Origin of the sequence: Bacillus cereus group sp. Sample62, from assembly GCF_036851315.1 — a bacterium.
GTDB lineage: Bacteria > Bacillota > Bacilli > Bacillales > Bacillaceae_G > Bacillus_A > Bacillus_A wiedmannii.
This window is the reverse complement of the sequence record NZ_JAFLPK010000001.1, coordinates 4,341,204-4,360,742: the sequence shown is the minus strand read 5'-3', so window position 1 is coordinate 4,360,742 and position 19,539 is coordinate 4,341,204. Positions and strand designations below refer to the sequence as shown.

Sequence of the window (19,539 nt, the reverse complement as noted above, 5' to 3'; positions counted from 1 at the left end):
TTTGAAAATTCATATAATTCTTTCCAGTATTCATTCGTTACGATACAATTGAAATGTTAATGTTTGTAAAAAAGGGGATAGACATATGTCACATCATATTTTATTAGTTGAAGATGATATTTCAATTCAAGAGATGGTGGAAAAGTATTTAATAAAGGAAGGTTTTCAAGTTACAATCGCGTCTGACGGGGAAGAAGGGGTGCAATCATTTTTTAAATCATCCTTTGATTTAGTTATCCTCGACATTATGATGCCAAAGCTAGATGGCTTAGAGGTCGTGCGAATTATTCGAGAAAAAAGTGCTGTTCCGATTTTAATGATGTCGGCAAAAGATACAGATGTTGATAAAGCTGTTGGATTAGGACTTGGAGCAGATGATTACATTTGTAAGCCATTTTCTATGATTGAATTGGCTGCACGTGTAAAAGCCGGTATTCGGAGATCTACGAAATATTCGGCTACAGAAACAACAGAAAAGATGATTCAAATTGGTGATTTAACGATTGATCCCATTAATTTTACTGTGGAAAAAGACGGGAAGCCTCTCAAACTTACTTTAAAAGAATTTGAGATTCTAAAACTGTTCGTAAAGAATCAAAATCGTGTATTTACAAAAGCGCAAATATATACGTTAGTTTGGAACGAAGAGTATTATGGAGATGATAACGTTATTAATGTTCATATGAGGAGATTGCGTGAGAAAATCGAAAGTGATCCATCTAATCCAGAATATATCAAAACGTTATGGGGCATCGGCTATAAGTTGGAAGTGATGTAGTATGGTCAATTTGTTACTAGGTATTATTTTTATATTGTTATGCGTCATTTACATACAATATAAAATGAGGAAAAATAGTAGTGAAAATTTACGATACACATATGAAAAGTTAGAGAGCATTGTAAATGGACAAACAGGCGAGAAGTTACTCGTTATGACAGATAATCTAGAATTGCAAAAATTATTAGTGGCAATTAATCAATTATTAGATGCAAAACAGAAAACGAGTGCAGATCATGCGAAAGTAGAAATTTCGATGAGAAAAATGCTTTCAAATATTTCACATGACTTGAAAACACCGCTAACAGTTATTCTTGGATATACAGAAATGTTAAATAAGGATAAAACAATGAATAAAGAAGAACAACAAATATTACTTGAAAAGGTGCATGTGAAAACACTAGAAGTAATGGAACTAATTCATAAGTTTTTTGACTTAGCAAAATTAGAATCTGGTGACAAAGCAATCGAGATGACAAAAGTGAATATGAATGAAGTTTGTCGTGAGAAGATTTTATCTTTTTATGATTTAGTGACGTCGAAAGGTTTTCATGTTCATATTGATATACCAGAAAGAAATATATATGCACTTGGAAATGTAGAAGTATTAGGTAGGGTATTGAACAATTTAATATCAAATGCAATTGCATATGGAGACGATGGAAAGATACTGGGTATGACGTTAAGAGATGATGAAACGAATGTGTATATAGACGTATGGGATAAAGGAAAAGGGATTGATGAATCTCATATTGATAAAGTGTTTGAGCGTATGTACACACTTGAAGATTCGAGAAATAGATTGTACCAAGGAAGCGGTTTAGGGTTAACGATTACGAAAAGGCTTGTGGAAGCGATGGATGGAAAAATTCATCTTTCTAGTAAGCCGTATGAAAAAACAATTTTTACAGTTGCATTAAAAAAGATGCAGTTTTAGCTTGTAGAGAAGTAGATTCTACAAGCTTTTTTTTCAGCGTAAGGAATTTGTAAGAAACGGGTAAGAAAAAAGAGATTTCCGTTGTCTATTATAAAAATATAAAGTAGTGCGAAAGGGGAAAGTGACATGACCTATATATTAAAAACGAATCAGTTAACGAAAGTGTTTAAAGGGAAAGAAGTTATTTCTAGCGTTAACATGCATGTGAAAAAAGGAGAGATATACGGTTTCTTAGGACCGAATGGTGCTGGTAAAACAACGATTATGAAAATGATTACAAATTTAATAAAACCGACGAGCGGTGAGATTGAAATTTTAGGTGAGAAGTTAACAGACACATCTTATGAAGTATTAAAAAGAATGGGGACAATTATTGAATACCCAATCTTTTATGATAAATTAACGGCGAAAGAAAATTTAGAATTACATTGTGAATATATGGGCTATTACGATAAAAACGCAATTGACCATGCATTACATTTAGTGAAACTGCAAGGGATAGATAATAAAAAAGTAAAAGATTTTTCATTGGGAATGAAACAACGACTTGGTATTGCAAGGGCAATCGTGACAAAGCCAGAATTGCTCATTTTAGACGAACCCATAAACGGTTTAGATCCAATTGGTATTAAAGAGTTACGAGACTTATTTAAAATGCTCTGCAAAGAATATGGTATTACGTTATTAGTCTCTAGTCATATTTTAGGCGAGATGGAACTAATGGCAGATACAATCGGTATGATTCAAAATGGAAAGCTAATAAAAGAAGTTTCAATGAAGAGTATTAACGGAAAACAAACAGAGTACATTGAAATTACTGTTCCTGATGTGAAGCGTGCAGCTTATATTTTAGAAGATAAACTTGGTATAAAAAATTATAAAATAATGAGCGGAAATATGATTCGTGTGTATGATACGGCAGTGTCTCAGCAAGCCATTTCAAAAGCACTTATTATGAACGATGTGGAAATTGAAAGTATTAATAAGAAACATAGTTCCTTAGAGGAATATTTCTTAAATGTAATGGATGGAGAGGGCATTCATGCTTAATGGATTGTTAGTGAATCTAGTAAGTGGATTGGTCGTAATGTTCATAAGTGGGATTTTATATTATAGAAAACCAGAGCGGAAATGGTTGTTAATTCTACTAGTGATAGGAATGTTAAGTGTAGTTACTGCTGGAATTAGAATGTTAGTAGTGTAGAGACAGTTATATAAAGAATGGAGGCGTGGTTTGAATGTTTAGATTAATGAAGCTCGAGTGGAAGAAACATCAATTATCTAGTTATTTTAAAGGAGCAGCGATTGGTATTATAGCAATTTTTGCTGCGGTAAGTCTTATGGCATGGGCATCTAAAGTAGAGGATGAGTTGATGTTCTCTAACTATATGGAATACATGTCTTTAGCAAATATTTTTATTAGAATTACATTTATTATTTTTGCATCGGTTATTTTATCACGTTTAGTGATTGATGAATACAAGAACAAAACAATACAGCTACTATTTATGTACCCACTGCAAAGGAAAATACTAATGAGAGCGAAATTAGCAATTGTTTTTAGTTTTTGCTTTGTGAGCACGATAATCGCAACATTTATTATTAGTTTGCTCATATTCTGTATGAATCCAATAATAGGAATACTTGAAACGCCTGTTACGATGGGGGAAATAATAGCTACCGTTCCAACTACTATTATAAGTGCATTTATGATATCTGGTATAAGTTTAATTCCTTTATTTTTTGGAATGAGAAAGAAATCGACACCGACAACGATTACTTCAGCAGTAATAATTGGTATGCTGATTAATGGTAACGTTGGTCCTGGAAATGGTCAAGTAAGTATGTTTGATTTTATAGCTATCCCAATAGTGCTCTGTTTATTAGGAATTTTCATTAGTTATCTTTCGTATCGTAAAATCGACAAGATTGATGTAGCGTGAAGGAAGCTTAAAACAACGACGAACTGGGGTAGGAACAGTGAAAAAAATAATAGTAATTGCAATTTTATTTCTGACAATTGCTAGTGTGGTTTTTGGTTTTAAGATATTTCAGGTGAAAGATTTTAAGCAAGAAAAGTCTTTTGAGATCAATAATATAAAAGAAATAGAAGTAGACAATGAAAACTGGAATATTGAATTTAAAAGTACAGACGCTAATAAAATAGTAATTTCCGCTCAAGGTCAACAAGTAGATAAAGAGATAGATCCCGTCAAAATAGAAAATGTCGAAAATAAAATTGTGATTAAGCAAAAACAAAAGGTGACCAAATTTTTTAATGGTTTTACGTTTAGGAAGAAAAATAGTATATGTATAGCTATTCCGAGGGAAGAAATAGACAAAATTGTAGTAAATAATAAATCGGGTGATGTGAAAATAAACGATATAGTAGTAAAAAGTATCGTGACAAAAGGCAAGTCTGGAGATGGAATGATTACAGGACTATCGGTAGAGAAGGGTGAGTTCATATCCGAAAGTGGGGATTTGATGTTAAAAGATAGTTCATTACAAGAAGTAAATATAACTTCTACTGCTGGCGATAATTATGTGAAAAATGTAAAAAACGAAAATATGAACATCACTTCAACATCCGGGGAAGTATTACTGAAAGATATGAAAGAAGGAAAATCATTATTTGTAGAAACAAAATCAGGAGATATTGGCGTACGGTATAAAGGTGTTCCGACTTCTTTGAAACTTACGGCTAAAAGTAATTCGTCTGACGTAATGGTGAATGTAAAAGGACTTAAGATAGATAAAAATACAGAAAAAATAAAAGTAGGAACGATTGGTGATGCAAAAAATGAAGCGAAGATTTTAAGTGAAACAGGAGTCATTTATATTGATTAAGTCTTAGGAGGAAGGAGGACTATCATGCTACATCTTATGAAACTAGAATTGAAGAAGTTTAAGTTTGGATGGTATGTGAGGGGAGCAGTTATTGCAAATATCATTATACTGGCATTATTAATCTTTGTTAGTTTCGTTGCACAAATAGAAGGAGATCCAGAAATAAGAGATCCGCAGATGATTTTGTTAACGGCTAGTGCAGTAGTAAGAGCAACATTTATTATTTTTGGTAGTGTATTAATTGCAAGGTTAATAATTGGCGAATATAAAAATAAAACAATACTACTCATGTTTTCTTATCCTATTAACCGAAAGAAGATGATGGCTAGTAAGTTGGCTATTACAGCGATAGTAACATTTATAACAGTTATTGTATCTAACATTTTAGTAGTAGGAATTTTCTTTGGGATAGATAGTTATTTTTCAATTCTTCCTCATTCATTCACAGTAGATCAATTGGTGCAAGAAGGAATAAAACTGGTTCCTTTAGCCATTGCAACTGCGGGAATGAGTTTAATCCCATTATATTTCGGAATGCGTAAACGTTCAGTACCAACTACAATTGTTTCATCTCTTATCGTTGTCTCAATTGCAATGAATAGCAACCCAGCGTTTCCTACAGCAACTTTACTTCCCCTTCAACTAGCATTGGCGGCAATTGGAGTAGCGATTGCATATTACGGAATTAAAAATATAGAGAAGGAAGATATAACAGTATGACAGGAATAAGTAAAAAGAGTTGGCGTTACACCAACTCTTTTTTGTATATGTATGCTTCGTTACTACTTTGTAAATTTAGAGTGTGTGCTTAAATACTTTTGCACTCCTGGAGAAATATTAAAGTTATTAGGACTTTTATATTACGATAGTAAACTCGCCGTCGGTACTTGTTTCAAAGGAGATTGCATAGCTATTCATTTTAGCATCGTAAGAAGTATTTTTGACTTCCGCATCTAGATCAAAGTATTTTGTAATATATTCTTTTGTTTCCGTAATTGCTGTTTGTTTTCTCCAAGGGGTACCATAACTTGTGAAATAAAGAGATACGCTGATAACTCCAATAATAGAAGTTAGTAAAATAGTTTCACATGAAACAAGTTACAGAAAAAGACAAGATGTGTAAACACCTTGTCTTTTTCTGTTGTTACATTTTAGGAGCTTCCATTCCAGCGGCAGCCCATTCTTCTTTTGCAGGACCATATACGCCAGGAACTGTTAAGCCAGCTTGTCGCATTAAAACTGTCATTTGTCCGCGGTGGTGATTTTGATGATTAATAAGTGTCATTAAAAATATAGAATTCGGCATAGGACGACCAAAGAAGTCATTCATAGTTGCTAAATCTTTATCAGTCCATTCGCTTTGAAGTGCTTCAACAAAAGTTGCATTCACTATACGATACTCATCAGCAATTGTTTTAGCTGAAGTTGGAACAGGATAATCTTTCGTTTCCCCTTCAAATTTAAGTCCCGTACCAGATATTATAACTGGAATTGCCGTCACGATATGCCAAGCAACTCTGCCTAACGTCCAATGCTCAGGTGCAATTTCTTGTGATAAAGATGCATCGGTTAATGAATCAAGCATTTTCTGAGTAGACTCAGCCTCGTATGTCCATGATTGCAAGAAGCCTTCAATTGTTTGGTACATATTTATCCCTCCTAGTTATGTTCATAGGTTAAATTCGTGAAAAAAAGACAGTTTCCTTTTTAACTAACTTTCTTCCCACTCTTCCTCATCAACCATAAGAAATAAGTTGATCCAAGTACAGCAACGTTCAAATTTGCGTTAACAATAAAGAGTTGAATAATCGCTGAGCCGAGAGCTGAAATACCGATTCCTATTAAAGTAAGGGGTGTTGGGCTAAATCCTAATTTTCATGAAAAGAAAAGTACAATTCCAACTGCAAGTAGTCCGCCGATGAATAAACCAATTGGATTGAAATTTATATGTATATGCAGAATGGAGAAAAAGAATTTCGTTTGAGCAAGAAGGCGAAAGTACAAGCAAAAAGAGAGCGAATCACATGTAATAATTACTAGAATGTATGGAATAAATCTGTGTTTATCCCCACTAGGTAAAGTATTTCTTTGTTATTTAGATAGGTGCTTTCTAACTCGGTGATTGTACTTAAAAGATTGAATGTAAAGGACGTGATCAACATGTCTTCATGGAGCAATAATATAAATGGATATTGTGGGTGTAATAATCAAAATGGTGTACATGTTGATTCATGCTGTTTTAGTTGTGATGGGACAGTTCCTAAGCTTGGCCCAACAGGTCCGACGGGAGCAACGGGTCCAACAGGTGACACAGGTCCAACGGGAGCAACAGGAATAACGGGAGCAACAGGCCCAACAGGGGCGACGGGAATAACGGGAGCAACAGGTCCAACAGGGGCGACGGGAATAACGGGAGCAACAGGTCCGACAGGGGCGACGGGAATAACGGGAGCAACAGGTCCAACAGGGGCGACGGGAGTAACAGGCCCAACAGGTCCAACGGGAGTAACAGGTCCAACAGGAGCGACAGGAGTAACAGGAGCGACGGGAATAACAGGTTCAACAGGCCCGACGGGAGTAACAGGCCCAACAGGTCCAACGGGAGTAACAGGTCCAACAGGAGCGACGGGAGTAACAGGAGCAACAGGAGCGACGGGAATAACAGGTTCAACAGGCCCGACGGGAGCGACGGGAATAACAGGTTCAACGGGAGCGACGGGAGCGACAGGAATAACAGGGGCAACAGGTCCAACGGGAGCGACGGGAATAACGGGTCCAACAGGAGCAACAGGAGCAACAGGAGACACGGGGGCAACTGGCACAAGTATAACGGCAACATACGCTTTTGCAAATAATACATCGGGAACAGCGATATCGGTACTTCTTGGTGGAACGAATGTCCCGCTTCCGAATAATCAAAATATTGGTCCAGGTATTACGGTTTCCGGGGGGAATACAGTATTTACGGCTGCAAATGCTGGGAATTATTATATTTCATATACGATTAATATAACGACTTCATTATTAGTCAGTTCGCGGATTACAATTAATGGTGCACCTCTTGCTGGAACGATCAATTCTCCTGCGTTAGCAACTACATCATTTAGTGCAACAATTATTACGACTCTTGCGGCTGGAAGTGCCATTAGTTTGCAACTATTTGGTGTGTTAGCTGTTGCAACGTTATCAACAACTACACCAGGAGCTGTGTTAACGATAATAAGGTTAAGCTAAATAATAACTCTCTTATTCTTTTAAGATGAGGAGAGTTTATACATATAATAAGAAGTTAATGGAGTGAAGCATAGTTATATAAAAGTCAGAATATTATGATTGTAACGTTATGGCGACTATAATATAATGAAAACAACCATCATGAATGAACATTCATTTATTTTTATGTATTTGAAGGGGGAATGAAGGTGGAAAAACCATGGTTGAAAAGTTATCCAGAAGAAATTCCAAGTACGATTTCTTATGATATTCAGCCGCTTCATGGATATGTGGAACGGGTGGCTTCCTGTTACCCAGAAAAGAAAGCGCTTCACTTTTTAGGGAAGGATATTACATTTTCAGACTTCCACGATAAGGTGAAGAGGTTTGCAAATTATCTTCAAAAGCTCGGTGTGGAAAAGGGTGATCGAGTTGCTATTATGTTGCCGAACTGTCCGCAGTCTGTAATTGGTTATTATGGTACATTACTTGCGGGAGGTATCGTAGTACAAACAAATCCACTATATACAGAAAGAGAATTAGAATACCAGCTTCATGACTCGGGAGCAAAAGTAATTCTTTGTCTCGATTTAGTGTTTCCGAGAGTAACGAATGTTCAATCTGCTACAAAAATTGAACATATTATCGTAACTCGAATTGCGGACTTTTTACCCTTCCCTAAAAATTTACTTTATCCATTTGTACAAAAAAAGCAGGCAAATCTTGTTGTGAATGTGTCGGAAAGCGAAACAATTCATCTATGGAAATCAGTAGAACGAGAAAGTAATGCTAATGTTGAAGTTCCTTGTGATCCTGAAAATGATCTAGCTCTTTTACAGTACACAGGAGGAACAACTGGGTTTCCGAAAGGCGTTATGTTGACGCATAAAAACCTTGTTTCGAACACGTTAATGGGAGCTCATTGGCTATATAATTGTAAAGAAGGAGAAGAAGTAATTCTTGGCGTCCTTCCGTTCTTTCATGTGTATGGGATGACAGCTGTAATGAATTTAAGTATTATGCAAGGATATAAAATGGTGCTGATTCCGAAGTTTGATATGAAAATGGTTTTTGAAGCGATAAAAAAACATAAAGTCACACTATTTCCAGGGGCACCGACCATTTATATTGCTCTATTAAATAGTCCCCTCTTAAAAGAATATGATATTTCTTCTATTCAAGCTTGTATTAGTGGATCTGCCCCGCTTCCTGTAGAAGTACAGGAAGAGTTTGAGAGAGTTACAGGTGGAAAATTGGTAGAAGGTTATGGATTAACGGAGTCGTCGCCAGTTACACATGGGAATTTTTTGTGGGAAAAACGCGTGCCAGGAAGTATAGGTGTGCCGTGGCCAGATACAGAGGCAAACATTATGTCACTTGAAACTGGAGAGGCTTTACCTCCGGGTGAAATTGGTGAAATTGTTGTAAAGGGTCCTCAAATTATGAAAGGGTATTGGAATAAGCCAGAAGAAACAGCAGCTGTATTGCAAGACGGATGGCTTCATACAGGGGATGTTGGTTACATGGATGAAGATGGATTTTTCTATGTGAAAGACCGTAAGAAAGATATGATTGTTGCGAGTGGATTTAATGTGTATCCTCGTGAAGTAGAAGAAGTATTATATGAGCATGAAAAAGTGCAAGAAGTAGTGACGATTGGAATTCCCGATCCGTACCGGGGAGAGACGGTTAAAGCATTTGTTGTGTTAAAAGAAGGTGCGGAGTGTTCTGAGGAAGAATTAAACCAGTTTGCGCGTAAATATTTAGCGGCTTATAAAGTGCCGAAAGTATATGAGTTTAGAGATGAATTACCGAAAACGACAGTTGGAAAAATTTTACGCCGTGTCCTAATAGATGAAGAGAAAAGAAAAAATGAGGATGAGCAAACGGGCTAAGGCCCTTTCTTTTTGAAAAAATAGGATTGACACTTTTCTAAATAGTCAGTATTATAAGAATATGAATGACTATTCATTCAGTCATCTTCTTGAAGGGGACAGTAAAGTGAAAAAAAATAGACCGAAATACAATCAAATTATTGATGCGGCAGTCATTGTGATTGCGGAGAATGGGTACCACCAAGCGCAAGTTTCTAAAATAGCAAAGCAAGCTGGGGTAGCTGATGGCACGATTTATTTATATTTTAAAAATAAAGAAGATATATTAATATCCTTATTTCAAGAGAAGATGGGAGATTTTGTCGAAACAATTCGTCAAAAAACAGCAGGAATTGAAAGCGCTGTATCGAAGTTATTCATGTTGGTAGAAACGCACTTCTTGCTGTTATCACAAAATGATCCTCTTGCTATCGTTACGCAATTAGAGCTAAGACAGTCCAATCAAGACTTACGCCTGAAAATAAATGAAGTATTAAAAGGCTACTTACAAGTTATGGATGAGATTTTAGAGACAGGTATAAAGCAAGGTGAATTCCAAGCGGATTTAAATGTTCGCGTGGCAAGACAAATGATCTTTGGAACAGTAGATGAAGTTGTGACCAATTGGGTAATGAGCGATCATAAGTATGATCTGGTCGCACTTTCAAAAACGGTACATGGGCTACTTATTGCAGCTTGTGGTTATCGTCAATAATGGGAGGGATCATGTTGAAATTCCTATCTGTAAGAGTTGAAGATCATATCGCGGTGGCGACGTTAAATCATGCGCCGGCAAACGCGATGTCTTCACAAGTTATGCATGACGTTACTGAATTAATTGATCAAGTGGAGAAGGATGATAACATTCGTGTTGTTGTTATTCACGGTGAAGGGCGCTTCTTCTCGGCGGGAGCAGATATTAAAGAATTTACATCTGTTACTGAAGCGAAGCAAGCGACAGAATTAGCGCAGCTTGGACAAGTTACGTTTGAGCGTGTTGAAAAATGTTCAAAACCAGTTATCGCGGCAATTCATGGAGCGGCACTTGGCGGCGGCCTTGAGTTTGCTATGTCTTGCCACATGCGCTTTGCAACTGAAAGTGCAAAACTTGGGTTACCTGAATTAACACTTGGATTAATTCCTGGATTTGCAGGTACACAGCGATTACCACGTTATGTTGGGAAAGCGAAAGCTTGTGAAATGATGTTAACAAGTACACCGATTACTGGTGCAGAAGCATTAAAATGGGGACTTGTTAACGGAGTTTTTGCTGAAGAAACATTTTTAGATGATACGCTTAAAGTTGCAAAACAGATTGCTGGAAAAAGCCCAGCGACGACTCGTGCTGTACTAGAGTTATTGCAAACGACGAAATCGTCTCATTATTATGAAGGTGTACAACGCGAAGCTCAAATCTTTGGTGAAGTATTTACGGGTGAAGATGGAAGAGAAGGTGTAGCAGCGTTTTTAGAAAAACGTAAGCCTTCATTTAGTGGCAGGTAGTTTAATTATTTTTTTAATATAAATTAACAGAAAATTAAAATTGATAGAATCTTTCTGAAAAACAAGGGGGTAAATGGAATGAACATCTACGTACTCATGAAACGAACATTTGATACAGAAGAAAAAATCGTAATTAAAAACGGTGCAATTTACGATGGCGAAGCGGAATTCATCATCAACCCTTACGACGAATATGCGATTGAAGAAGCAATTCAAGTAAGAGACGCACAAGGTGGCGAAGTTACTGTTGTAACAGTCGGTGGCGAAGATAGTGAGAAAGAACTTCGTACGGCATTAGCGATGGGCTGCGATAAAGCTGTATTAATTAATATTGAAGATGATGTGGAAAATGGTGACCAGTTCACGACAGCAAAAGTACTTGCTGAATATTTAAAAGATAAAGATGCAGATTTAATTTTAGGCGGGAACGTTGCAATTGATGGTGCATCTGGACAAGTTGGTCCACGCGTAGCAGAAGCGTTAAATATTCCGTACGTAACGACAATTACAAAACTTGAAATTGACGGTACAAGCGTGAAGATTGAGCGTGATGTTGAAGGTGATACGGAAGTGATTGAAACTTCATTACCAGTTTTAGTAACAGCACAACAAGGTTTAAATGAACCTCGTTATCCATCGCTTCCAGGTATTATGAAAGCGAAGAAAAAGCCACTAGAAGAAGTAGAATTAGATGATTTAGATTTAGAAGAAGATGATGTGGAAGCAAAGACAAAAACAATTGAAATCTATTTGCCTCCTAAGAAAGATGCAGGAAAAGTGTTACAAGGCGAGCTGCAAGATCAAGTAAAAGAACTTGTATCGTTGCTCCATACAGAAGCGAAAGTAATCTAATAAAATACGAAATTATATATGCAGGAGGGAAAATCTATGGCTCGTAAAGTATTAGTAATGGGTGAGGTTCGTGATGGATCGCTACGTAACGTTTCGTTTGAAGCGGTAGCAGCAGCAAAAACAATTGCAGAAGGCGGTGAAGTAGTAGGTCTTCTAGTTGGAGACAGCGTTGCCTCTTTTGCAAATGAATTGATTCATTACGGTGCAGATCGCGTTGTGACAGTTGAAAATGATAAATTAAAATCATATACATCTGATGGTTATGCACAAGCATTTTCAGCTGTATATGCTGAAGAAAAGCCAGAAGGTATTGTATTTGGACATACAGCACTTGGTAAAGATTTATCACCAAAATTAGCAGCGAAGCTTGAAGCTGGTCTAGTTTCTGACGTAACTGCTTTAGAAGTTGAAGGTGGAAATGTTATCTTTACTCGTCCAATTTACTCTGGTAAAGCGTTTGAGAAGAAGATTGTAACAGACGGTATCTTATTTGCGACAGTGCGTCCAAATAACATTGCGACACTTGAAAAAGATGAGTCTCGCAGTGGTGACGTGTCTTCTATTACAGTAGATGTGAAAGATTTACGTACAATTATTCAAGATGTCGTCCGTAAGACGGCAGAAGGTGTTGACCTTTCTGAAGCGAAAGTTATTATCGCTGGTGGACGCGGTGTGAAGAGTGAAGAAGGATTCAAGCCATTAAAAGAGTTAGCTGACGTATTAGGCGGCGCTGTTGGAGCATCTCGTGGTGCTTGTGACGCTGAGTATTGCGATTACTCATTACAAATTGGTCAAACTGGTAAAGTTGTTACGCCGGACTTATACATTGCATGCGGTATTTCTGGTGCGATTCAGCATTTAGCTGGTATGTCTAACTCAAAAATAATCGTTGCGATTAATAAAGACCCAGAAGCAAGTATCTTCAAAGTAGCTGACTATGGTATTGTTGGCGATCTATTTGAAGTCTTACCTCTTTTAACAGAAGAGTTTAAAAAGTTAAAAGTACATTCATGATTTGAGTACCCTTGAGTTCCAAGTGAAGTACCCCTATATATAGAAAAGGTGAGAGATCCCCTGTCTCTCATCTTTTTAGTATTTACTCCGTATTTTTATATAGTATAAAGGAACACTTTTTTGTTACAATACATAACGATACATATTATTCGCCACGTATATAAGTTAATGATATACTCTTGGTAGAATATACTTGAAGGAGGAAATAAAATGGCAATTGTAAATGCAAATGACCAAAGCTTCGCAGCTGAAACTAGCGAAGGTGTTGTATTATTAGATTTCTGGGCACCTTGGTGTGGACCTTGTAAAATGATCGCTCCTGTATTAGAGGAAATTGATGCAGAATTAGGCGAAAAAGTAAAAGTAGTAAAAGTAGACGTGGATGAAAACCAAGAAACTGCTCGTCAATTCGAAGTAATGAGCATTCCAGCTCTTTTCGTATTAAAAGACGGTAAAGTAGTTGATCAAGCGTTAGGTTACAAACCGAAAGAAGCGTTAGTAGAATTAGTTTCTAAACACTTCTAAAATAAAGGGCTACCATTTGGTAGCCTTTTTTATTTTCCTTTTTTACACCTTTCCGTTACAATAAAGGAACGTATGTTGGGTGTTTTGGCATAGTATGTTTTCATGTGAAAATAAAGATGCTAAGCATGTAGAAATGGAGGGTAACGAGTGCACGAACATTTAAAAGAAAAATTGGCTATTTTACCAGATCAACCTGGTTGTTATTTAATGAAAGATAAGCAAGGAACGGTTATATATGTCGGAAAGGCAAAAGTGCTTAAAAATCGTGTGCGCTCGTACTTTACTGGTTCGCATGATGGAAAAACACTGCGGCTTGTAGGAGAAATTGTAGATTTTGAATATATTGTAACCTCCTCAAATTTAGAGGCTCTCATTTTAGAGTTAAACTTAATAAAAAAACATGATCCAAAATATAATATTCAATTAAAAGATGATAAAACATATCCTTTTATTAAAATTACAGCTGAGAAACAGCCGCGATTACTTATTACGCGAAATGTAAAAAAGGATAAGGGAAAGTATTTTGGCCCTTATCCGAATGCACAATCAGCTCATGAAACGAAAAAACTGCTAGATCGTATGTATCCGCTTCGTAAGTGCTCAAATATGCCCGATAAAGTTTGTTTATATTATCATATGGGTCAATGTTTAGCACCTTGTGTGAAAGAAGTGACGGAAGAACAAAACAAAGAAATTGTAGATGAAATTATTAAGTTTTTAAATGGTGGGCATAAAGAAGTTCGTTCAGAATTAGAAACAAAGATGTATGAAGCTTCAGAGAAACTAGAATTTGAACGTGCAAAAGAGTTACGTGATCAAATTGCTCATATCGATGCGATTATGGAAAAACAAAAGATGATTATGAGTGACTTAGTGGATCGTGATGTGTTTGGGTATGCAGTTGATAAAGGTTGGATGTGTGTTCAAGTTTTCTTCGTTCGAAAAGGAAAGCTAATTGAACGTGATGTTTCTATGTTTCCAATCTACGATGAACCAGAAGAGGGATTTTTAACGTTTATCGGTCAATTTTATGAGAACAGCAGTCATTTTAAGCCGAAGGAAATTGTCGTTCCAGGAAGTATAGACTCAGAGTTAGTAGAGCGCTTTTTAGAAGTTGAAGCGACACAGCCGAAACGTGGTAAGAAAAAAGATCTTGTAGAATTAGCAAGTAAAAATGCGAAGATTGCTCTTGAAGAGAAATTCTACTTAATTGAACGTGATGAAGAGCGAACGATTAAAGCGGTAGATCATTTAGGGAAGCAGCTCGGGATTGAAACACCTTATCGTATTGAGGCGTTTGATAACTCAAATATTCAAGGGACAAATCCTGTTTCTGCAATGATTGCTTTTATCGATGGGAAACCAGCTAAGAAAGAATATAGGAAATATAAAATTAAAACGGTTCAAGGACCAGATGATTATGAGTCTATGAGAGAAGTTGTGAGACGCCGTTATACAAGGGCACTGAAAGAGAGTTTGCCTTTACCAGATTTAATCATTATTGATGGTGGAAAAGGGCATCTGGCAGCTGTAAGTGATGTTCTAGAAAACGAACTCGGTTTATATATTCCGATGGCAGGGCTTGTAAAAGATGACAAACATAAAACCTCCCATTTAATTATTGGAGATCCACCTGAACCTGTGATGCTTGAGCGAAATAGCCAAGAATTTTATTTATTGCAGCGCATTCAAGATGAAGTGCATCGATTTGCGATTACATTCCATCGTCAATTACACGGGAAATCTGTCATTCAATCAGCACTGGATGATATTCCAGGAATCGGTGATAAACGAAAAAAGATATTGTTAAAACATTTTGGTTCATTAAAGAAGATGAAAGAAGCTTCTTTAGCTGAATTTGTCGAAGCGGGTATGCCGAAAAATGTCGCGGAAACAATTTATACTTATTTAACAGATAAGAAGACGTTGTAGTTTACAACGTCTTCTGTTTTTTGGTATAATTTCTGAAGATTTAAAATAAATCTAACTGAATGAAAATACAAAAAAGTCAACTAAACTTATATGTCTAGTTGACTGTAGGTAATGCTACACTTCAATGAGATCTTTTATATCCCATTTCACAAGAAATGTAATAGAGTCGGAACGTTTTTTCTTTTCTTCATAGGACTCTGCAACGACGTTTCGTTGCTTTTGAATTTGTTCAGCGATGAATCCAGCTTCTAATTGATAAGAAGAATGTCTGTTTTGTTTTTGACGTTCAGCGATGAGTGTGCCTTTAAGTTGGAACTGCATTTCACGACGCTTATGTTCAATAATGCTTAAAGTGCCCCAGCCAGCTTTTTCAAAGAACTGAATGACTTCTTCAATTGTTTCTAGTGGATATTTTCTTGCAAGGTTTCTACCAGACCAGTATAAAATACCATCTAAATCGTTACCGATTAAATCAGGTAGTAATTCTTCACGTAGCAATTCATAAGCGAAGGCGTTCAATGAAACATCTTCTAAAGATGTTGTATCGATTGTATTTTTACTCACAATATTCCCCTCTTTCTATAGGGATTATTATATAACATTTCTCGTTTATAAAAACAGATTTTTCTTTGGGGAAATCTGAATATATAAGAAGGGAAAAAGAATTGGCAAATTATATGCAAATTATGTATACGTTTTCTTGACGCTTCGACAAAAATAGGGGTAAAATGAACTTGTTATCAAATTATGCTGAAATATTTCGAATAATTTTTTCAGTTTTTCTTATGCCAATAGTGAAAAAACATTATTGTTGTAAATTAATCTGAAAACAGCAGTCAAACATTCAAGGGGGTAATGGGGACATGAAAGGCCGCGAGTATACGTTTCGTAAGTGGCACTCATTAATGGGGGTCATCCCGGTTGGTGTCTTTTTGACGCAACATCTAATTGTAAACAACTTTGCAACAAGAGGAGCAGAGGCTTTTAACAAAGCTGCAGGCTTTATGGAGCTCCTTCCATTCCGGTATGCGCTAGAAATTTTCATCATCTTTTTACCTATACTGTACCATGCTATATATGGCTTATATATTGCATTTACAGCTAAGAACAATGCGGTATCTTACGGTTATTTCCGTAACTGGATGTTCGTCTTCCAAAGAATTTCAGGTATCGTTACACTGATTTTCATTTCTTGGCACGTCTGGGAAACTCGTATTCAAGCATTGTTAGGTAAAGAGGTAAACTATGATATGATGGCAGATATTTTAAACAATCCAGCTATGTTTGCATTCTACTTAGTTGGTGTTGTTTCAACAATTTTCCACTTTGCAAATGGACTATGGACATTCTGCATAAGCTGGGGAATTACAGTATCACCACGTTCACAAAGAATCTCTACTTATGTAACATTAGCTATTTTCTTAGGTCTATCTTATGTAGGTGTGAGTGCATTATTAGCGTTCATCGATCCACAGCTAGCAAACCAGTAAGGAGTGGGAGAGCATGAAAGGGAAACTTATAGTAGTCGGCGGTGGCTTGGCCGGCTTAATGGCAACGATTAAAGCGGCAGAAGCAGGAGTAAATGTTGAACTATTTTCTTTAGTACCAGTAAAACGTTCACATTCTGTATGTGCCCAAGGTGGAATTAACGGTGCCGTAAATACGAAAGGTGAAGGGGATTCTCCATGGATCCACTTTGACGATACAATTTATGGTGGGGACTTCTTAGCGAACCAACCGCCAGTTAAAGCAATGTGTGAAGCAGCACCTGGTATCATTCATTTAATGGACCGTATGGGTGTTATGTTCAACCGTACGGAAGAAGGACTTCTTGATTTCCGTCGTTTTGGTGGAACGCAACATCACCGTACAGCATTTGCTGGTGCAACAACTGGACAGCAATTACTATACGCATTAGATGAGCAAGTACGTCGTCACGAAGTAGCAGGACTTGTAACGAAATATGAAGGTTGGGATTTCTTACGAGCTGTTGTTGATGACGAAGGTGTGTGCCGAGGAATCGTTGCACAAGACTTACAAACAATGGAGATTAAAAGTTTCCAAGCTGATGCCGTGATTATGGCAACAGGGGGCCCTGGTATCATCTTTGGAAAATCAACTAACTCTATTATTAATACAGGTACAGCAGCTTCTGCTGTATATCAACAAGGTGCATATTATGCAAACGGCGAGTTCATTCAAATTCATCCAACGGCAATTCCTGGAGACGATAAATTACGTCTTATGAGTGAATCTGCACGTGGTGAAGGTGGCCGTGTTTGGACATATAAAGATGGTAAACCATGGTACTTCCTAGAAGAAAAATATCCGGCTTACGGAAACCTTGTACCTCGTGATATTGCAACGCGTGAAATCTTTGACGTTTGCGTAGAGCAAAAATTAGGTATTAACGGTGAAAACATGGTGTACTTAGATCTTTCTCATAAAGATCCGAAAGAACTAGATATTAAACTTGGTGGAATTATTGAAATCTATGAGAAGTTTACAGGTGATGATCCTCGTAAACTACCAATGAAAATCTTCCCAGCAGTTCACTATTCAATGGGCGGACTATGGGTTGATTATAAGCAGATGACAAGTATTCCAGGTTTATTTGCAGCCGGTGAGTGTGATTATTCTATGCACGGTGGTAACCGCCTTGGTGCGAACTCACTATTATCAGCAATTTACGGTGGTATGGTAGCAGGACCGAACGCGATTGAGTATATGAAAGGTCTTTCTAAATCGTCTGATGCTGTTTCATCTACTGTATATGAGCAAAATGAATTAATCGAAACAGAGAAATTTAACAATATTTTAACGCTTGATGGTAACGAAAATGCATATGTTCTTCATAAAGAGCTTGGAGAATGGATGACAGATAACGTTACAGTAGTTCGTGAAAATAAAAAGCTACTAGAAACTGATGCGAAAATTGAAGAGTTAATGGCGCGTTACAAACGCATTAACATTAACGATACAGCGAGATGGAGTAACCAAGGTGCTTCATTTACACGCCAACTTGCAAATATGTTTGAGTTAGCACGTGTTATTACAATTGGCGCATATAACCGTAATGAAAGCCGCGGGGCGCATTACAAACCTGAATTCCCAAATCGTGATGATGCAAACTTCTTAAAAACTACGATGGCGAAATTTGAAGGAGAAGGAAATGCACCAGCATTCCATTACGAAGAAGTGGATGTTTCATTAATTAAACCACGTAAACGTGACTATTCCTCAAAACATGATGTAGCTTCTAAGGGTGAAGAGAAGGGGGATAAGCAACATGTCTGAGAAAACAATCCGCCTCATCATTACGAGACAAGATGGACCAGATGCACAAGAGTTTGACCAAGAGTTTGAAATTCCATATCGTCCAAATATGAACATTATTTCGGCACTGATGGAAATTCGTCGTAATCCTGTTGATTCAAAAGGAAACCAGACGACTCCGATTGCATGGGATATGAACTGTTTAGAGGAAGTATGTGGCGCATGTTCGATGGTGATTAACGGAAAACCACGTCAATCATGTACAGCTCTTATTGATCAGTTAGAACAACCAATTCGCTTAAAGCCGATGAAGACATTCCCGGTTGTACGTGACTTACAAGTTGACCGTAGTCGCATGTTTAACGCTCTAAAACGCGTTAAGGCTTGGATTCCAATTGATGGTACGTATGACTTAGGACCAGGACCAAGAATGCCTGAGAAGAAACGTCAATGGGCTTATGAGCTTTCAAAATGTATGACATGTGGTGTTTGCTTAGAATCATGTCCAAACGTAAATAGTAAATCTGACTTTATTGGACCAGCACCGTTATCACAAGCTCGTTTATTCAACTCACATCCGACGGGTGAAATGCATAAAGCAGATCGCTTACGTGCAATTATGGGAGATGGAGGACTTGCAAACTGTGGTAACTCTCAAAACTGTGTGCAATCATGTCCAAAGGGTATTCCATTAACAACTTCAATTGCGGCATTAAACCGTGATACAACAATTCAATCGTTCAAAGATTTCTTTGGTAGCGACAATAACTATTAATAAATATTGC

The 19,539-nt window shown here is 37.0% G+C and carries 20 protein-coding genes and 2 pseudogenes; 18 read left to right on the top strand and 4 right to left on the bottom strand.

Annotated features, from left to right (window positions below; all coding sequences use genetic code 11):
* Positions 1 to 85: 85 nt before the first annotated feature.
* The 7 genes from J0835_RS22240 to J0835_RS22210 all read left to right on the top strand — a co-directional run bounded on the left by J0835_RS22240 (position 86) and on the right by J0835_RS22210 (position 5,285).
* Complete coding sequence (locus J0835_RS22240) at positions 86 to 778, top strand: response regulator transcription factor (RefSeq protein WP_087982256.1); 693 nt, start codon at positions 86 to 88, stop codon at positions 776 to 778.
* A gap of 1 nt (position 779) precedes the next feature.
* Positions 780 to 1,715, top strand: a complete 936-nt coding sequence (locus J0835_RS22235) for a HAMP domain-containing histidine kinase (RefSeq protein WP_087982254.1) — start codon at positions 780 to 782, stop codon at positions 1,713 to 1,715.
* Positions 1,716 to 1,841: 126 nt separating this feature from the next.
* Complete coding sequence (locus J0835_RS22230; RefSeq protein WP_087982252.1) at positions 1,842 to 2,765, top strand: ABC transporter ATP-binding protein; 924 nt, start codon at positions 1,842 to 1,844, stop codon at positions 2,763 to 2,765.
* Positions 2,758 to 2,919, top strand: a complete 162-nt coding sequence (locus J0835_RS22225) for a hypothetical protein (protein WP_000931777.1) — start codon at positions 2,758 to 2,760, stop codon at positions 2,917 to 2,919. The genes J0835_RS22230 and J0835_RS22225 overlap by 8 nt, the downstream gene beginning before the upstream one ends.
* A 34-nt stretch (positions 2,920 to 2,953) precedes the next feature.
* On the top strand, positions 2,954 to 3,658 hold the full coding sequence (locus J0835_RS22220; protein ID WP_087982250.1) for an ABC transporter permease: 705 nt from the start codon (positions 2,954 to 2,956) through the stop codon (positions 3,656 to 3,658).
* Positions 3,659 to 3,695: 37 nt separating this feature from the next.
* Positions 3,696 to 4,565 (top strand): DUF4097 family beta strand repeat-containing protein, encoded by an 870-nt coding sequence (locus tag J0835_RS22215; RefSeq protein ID WP_333728164.1) that lies wholly within the window; start codon positions 3,696 to 3,698, stop codon positions 4,563 to 4,565.
* Positions 4,566 to 4,589: 24 nt separating this feature from the next.
* Positions 4,590 to 5,285: an ABC transporter permease gene (locus J0835_RS22210; RefSeq protein ID WP_087982246.1), complete on the top strand. Its 696-nt coding sequence runs from the start codon at positions 4,590 to 4,592 to the stop codon at positions 5,283 to 5,285.
* 62 nt (positions 5,286 to 5,347) lie between these two features.
* Here the strand turns inward: J0835_RS22210 and J0835_RS22205 are convergent.
* The 3 genes and pseudogenes from J0835_RS22205 to J0835_RS22195 all read right to left on the bottom strand — a co-directional run.
* A pseudogene (locus tag J0835_RS22205) lies at positions 5,348 to 5,645 on the bottom strand (YfjL-like protein).
* Between the two features lie 64 nt (positions 5,646 to 5,709).
* The gene (locus J0835_RS22200; protein ID WP_087982244.1) at positions 5,710 to 6,213 is read right to left on the bottom strand and encodes a DinB family protein; all 504 of its coding nucleotides are present in this window, start codon (positions 6,211 to 6,213) and stop codon (positions 5,710 to 5,712) included.
* 101 nt (positions 6,214 to 6,314) lie between these two features.
* Positions 6,315 to 6,506: pseudogene (locus tag J0835_RS22195) on the bottom strand (iron chelate uptake ABC transporter family permease subunit); the annotation flags it as partial.
* A gap of 219 nt (positions 6,507 to 6,725) precedes the next feature.
* Between J0835_RS22195 and J0835_RS22190 the strand changes: the two are divergent.
* The 8 genes from J0835_RS22190 (at position 6,726) to uvrC (ending at position 15,478) form a co-directional block, all read left to right on the top strand.
* Positions 6,726 to 7,799 carry a BclA C-terminal domain-containing protein gene (locus tag J0835_RS22190; protein ID WP_140386896.1) on the top strand — a complete coding sequence of 358 codons (1,074 nt, stop codon included), beginning with the start codon at positions 6,726 to 6,728 and terminating at the stop codon, positions 7,797 to 7,799.
* Positions 7,800 to 7,987: 188 nt separating this feature from the next.
* Positions 7,988 to 9,673: a long-chain-fatty-acid--CoA ligase gene (locus J0835_RS22185; protein ID WP_140386895.1), complete on the top strand. Its 1,686-nt coding sequence runs from the start codon at positions 7,988 to 7,990 to the stop codon at positions 9,671 to 9,673.
* Positions 9,674 to 9,779: 106 nt separating this feature from the next.
* Positions 9,780 to 10,367 carry a TetR/AcrR family transcriptional regulator gene (locus J0835_RS22180; protein ID WP_000742213.1) on the top strand — a complete coding sequence of 196 codons (588 nt, stop codon included), beginning with the start codon at positions 9,780 to 9,782 and terminating at the stop codon, positions 10,365 to 10,367.
* Between the two features lie 11 nt (positions 10,368 to 10,378).
* A complete protein-coding gene (locus J0835_RS22175) occupies positions 10,379 to 11,155 on the top strand; it encodes an enoyl-CoA hydratase (protein WP_000911294.1) in 777 nt (258 codons plus the stop codon).
* A gap of 78 nt (positions 11,156 to 11,233) precedes the next feature.
* Positions 11,234 to 12,007 (top strand): electron transfer flavoprotein subunit beta, encoded by a 774-nt coding sequence (etfB, locus tag J0835_RS22170; RefSeq protein WP_087982240.1) that lies wholly within the window; start codon positions 11,234 to 11,236, stop codon positions 12,005 to 12,007.
* A 36-nt stretch (positions 12,008 to 12,043) separates the two neighbouring features.
* Positions 12,044 to 13,021, top strand: a complete 978-nt coding sequence (gene etfA / locus J0835_RS22165) for an electron transfer flavoprotein subunit alpha (protein ID WP_000101968.1) — start codon at positions 12,044 to 12,046, stop codon at positions 13,019 to 13,021.
* Between the two features lie 210 nt (positions 13,022 to 13,231).
* Positions 13,232 to 13,546: a thioredoxin gene (trxA, locus tag J0835_RS22160; RefSeq protein ID WP_001018943.1), complete on the top strand. Its 315-nt coding sequence runs from the start codon at positions 13,232 to 13,234 to the stop codon at positions 13,544 to 13,546.
* A 147-nt stretch (positions 13,547 to 13,693) separates the two neighbouring features.
* On the top strand, positions 13,694 to 15,478 hold the full coding sequence (gene uvrC, locus J0835_RS22155) for an excinuclease ABC subunit C (protein ID WP_087982238.1): 1,785 nt from the start codon (positions 13,694 to 13,696) through the stop codon (positions 15,476 to 15,478).
* Between the two features lie 114 nt (positions 15,479 to 15,592).
* Here the strand turns inward: uvrC and J0835_RS22150 are convergent, their stop codons facing one another.
* Entirely contained in the window at positions 15,593 to 16,042 is a 450-nt protein-coding gene (locus tag J0835_RS22150; RefSeq protein ID WP_000042225.1) for a YslB family protein, read from the bottom strand.
* A 299-nt stretch (positions 16,043 to 16,341) separates the two neighbouring features.
* Between J0835_RS22150 and sdhC the strand changes: the two genes are divergently transcribed.
* From sdhC to sdhB, 3 genes are read left to right on the top strand one after another with little or no spacing between them, the layout of a single operon-like run.
* The gene (gene sdhC, locus J0835_RS22145; RefSeq protein WP_000678353.1) at positions 16,342 to 16,968 is read left to right on the top strand and encodes a succinate dehydrogenase cytochrome B558; all 627 of its coding nucleotides are present in this window, start codon (positions 16,342 to 16,344) and stop codon (positions 16,966 to 16,968) included.
* A gap of 13 nt (positions 16,969 to 16,981) precedes the next feature.
* Positions 16,982 to 18,775 (top strand): succinate dehydrogenase flavoprotein subunit, encoded by a 1,794-nt coding sequence (gene sdhA, locus J0835_RS22140; protein ID WP_087982236.1) that lies wholly within the window; start codon positions 16,982 to 16,984, stop codon positions 18,773 to 18,775.
* Positions 18,768 to 19,529, top strand: coding sequence for a succinate dehydrogenase iron-sulfur subunit (gene sdhB, locus J0835_RS22135; RefSeq protein WP_001291830.1), 762 nt, complete (start codon positions 18,768 to 18,770; stop codon positions 19,527 to 19,529). Before sdhA ends, sdhB begins: the two co-directional genes overlap by 8 nt.
* Positions 19,530 to 19,539: the final 10 nt, after the last annotated feature.

Excerpts from the sequence above, each read along its gene's own strand:
- J0835_RS22240 (WP_087982256.1), top strand. The coding sequence starts at position 86 with ATGTCACATCATATTTTATTAGTTGAAGATGATATTTCAATTCAAGAG.
- J0835_RS22235 (WP_087982254.1), top strand. The coding sequence starts at position 780 with ATGGTCAATTTGTTACTAGGTATTATTTTTATATTGTTATGCGTCATT.
- J0835_RS22230 (WP_087982252.1), top strand. The coding sequence starts at position 1,842 with ATGACCTATATATTAAAAACGAATCAGTTAACGAAAGTGTTTAAAGGG.
- J0835_RS22225 (WP_000931777.1), top strand. The coding sequence starts at position 2,758 with ATGCTTAATGGATTGTTAGTGAATCTAGTAAGTGGATTGGTCGTAATG.
- J0835_RS22220 (WP_087982250.1), top strand. The coding sequence starts at position 2,954 with ATGTTTAGATTAATGAAGCTCGAGTGGAAGAAACATCAATTATCTAGT.
- J0835_RS22210 (WP_087982246.1), top strand. The coding sequence starts at position 4,590 with ATGCTACATCTTATGAAACTAGAATTGAAGAAGTTTAAGTTTGGATGG.
- J0835_RS22200 (WP_087982244.1), bottom strand. The coding sequence starts at position 6,213 with ATGTACCAAACAATTGAAGGCTTCTTGCAATCATGGACATACGAGGCT.
- J0835_RS22190 (WP_140386896.1), top strand. The coding sequence starts at position 6,726 with ATGTCTTCATGGAGCAATAATATAAATGGATATTGTGGGTGTAATAAT.
- J0835_RS22175 (WP_000911294.1), top strand. The coding sequence starts at position 10,379 with ATGTTGAAATTCCTATCTGTAAGAGTTGAAGATCATATCGCGGTGGCG.
- etfB (WP_087982240.1), top strand. The coding sequence starts at position 11,234 with ATGAACATCTACGTACTCATGAAACGAACATTTGATACAGAAGAAAAA.
- etfA (WP_000101968.1), top strand. The coding sequence starts at position 12,044 with ATGGCTCGTAAAGTATTAGTAATGGGTGAGGTTCGTGATGGATCGCTA.
- trxA (WP_001018943.1), top strand. The coding sequence starts at position 13,232 with ATGGCAATTGTAAATGCAAATGACCAAAGCTTCGCAGCTGAAACTAGC.
- sdhC (WP_000678353.1), top strand. The coding sequence starts at position 16,342 with ATGAAAGGCCGCGAGTATACGTTTCGTAAGTGGCACTCATTAATGGGG.
- sdhA (WP_087982236.1), top strand. The coding sequence starts at position 16,982 with ATGAAAGGGAAACTTATAGTAGTCGGCGGTGGCTTGGCCGGCTTAATG.
- sdhB (WP_001291830.1), top strand. The coding sequence starts at position 18,768 with ATGTCTGAGAAAACAATCCGCCTCATCATTACGAGACAAGATGGACCA.